Source organism: Clostridium cavendishii DSM 21758, assembly GCF_900141845.1.
GTDB classification, from domain to species: domain Bacteria; phylum Bacillota; class Clostridia; order Clostridiales; family Clostridiaceae; genus Clostridium_AG; species Clostridium_AG cavendishii.
On the sequence record NZ_FQZB01000002.1, the window covers coordinates 1 to 1481 of the forward strand.

The window sequence follows — 1481 nt, forward strand, 5'->3', positions numbered from 1 at the left end:
GCTTAACACATGCAAGTCGAGCGAGTGGATTCCCTTCGGGGATGAAGCTAGCGGCGGACGGGTGAGTAACACGTGGGCAACCTGCCTTATAGAGGGGGATAGCCTTCCGAAAGGAAGATTAATACCGCATAACATCAGATTATCGCATGGTAGACTGATCAAAGGAGCAATCCGCTATAAGATGGGCCCGCGTCGCATTAGCTAGTTGGTGAGGTAACGGCTCACCAAGGCGACGATGCGTAGCCGACCTGAGAGGGTGATCGGCCACATTGGGACTGAGACACGGCCCAGACTCCTACGGGAGGCAGCAGTGGGGAATATTGCACAATGGGGGAAACCCTGATGCAGCAACGCCGCGTGAGTGATGAAGGCCTTCGGGTTGTAAAGCTCTTTGATCAGGGACGATAATGACGGTACCTGAAGAACAAGCCACGGCTAACTACGTGCCAGCAGCCGCGGTAATACGTAGGTGGCAAGCGTTGTCCGGATTTACTGGGCGTAAAGGGAGCGTAGGTGGATATTTAAGTGGGATGTGAAATCCCCGGGCTTAACCTGGGGGCTGCATTCCAAACTGGATGTCTAGAGTGCAGGAGAGGAGAGTGGAATTCCTAGTGTAGCGGTGAAATGCGTAGAGATTAGGAAGAACACCAGTGGCGAAGGCGACTCTCTGGACTGTAACTGACACTGAGGCTCGAAAGCGTGGGGAGCAAACAGGATTAGATACCCTGGTAGTCCACGCCGTAAACGATGGGTACTAGGTGTAGGGGTTTCGATACCTCTGTGCCGCCGTTAACACAATAAGTACCCCGCCTGGGGAGTACGGTCGCAAGATTAAAACTCAAAGGAATTGACGGGGGCCCGCACAAGCAGCGGAGCATGTGGTTTAATTCGAAGCAACGCGAAGAACCTTACCTAGACTTGACATCTCCTGAATTACTCTTAATCGAGGAAGTCCCTTCGGGGACAGGAAGACAGGTGGTGCATGGTTGTCGTCAGCTCGTGTCGTGAGATGTTGGGTTAAGTCCCGCAACGAGCGCAACCCTTATTGTTAGTTGCTACCATTTAGTTGAGCACTCTAGCGAGACTGCCCGGGTTAACCGGGAGGAAGGTGGGGATGACGTCAAATCATCATGCCCCTTATGTCTAGGGCTACACACGTGCTACAATGGTGAGTACAGAAAGATGCAAGACCGTGAGGTGGAGCCAAACTTTTAAAACTCATCCCAGTTCGGATTGTAGGCTGAAACTCGCCTACATGAAGCCGGAGTTGCTAGTAATCGCGAATCAGCATGTCGCGGTGAATACGTTCCCGGGCCTTGTACACACCGCCCGTCACACCATGAGAGTTGGCAATACCCGAAGTCCGTGAGGTAACCGCAAGGAGCCAGCGGCCGAAGGTAGGGTCAGCGATTGGGGTGAAGTCGTAACAAGGTAGCCGTAGGAGAACCTGCGGCTGGATCACCTCCTTTCTAAGGAAGATA

Annotated in this window: 1 rRNA gene; it reads left to right on the top strand. The window is 53.1% G+C overall.

What is annotated here, in order from left to right:
• Positions 1-1469, top strand: a 16S ribosomal RNA gene (locus BUB01_RS00010); the annotation flags it as partial.
• Between the last annotated feature and the right edge of the window lie 12 nt (positions 1470-1481).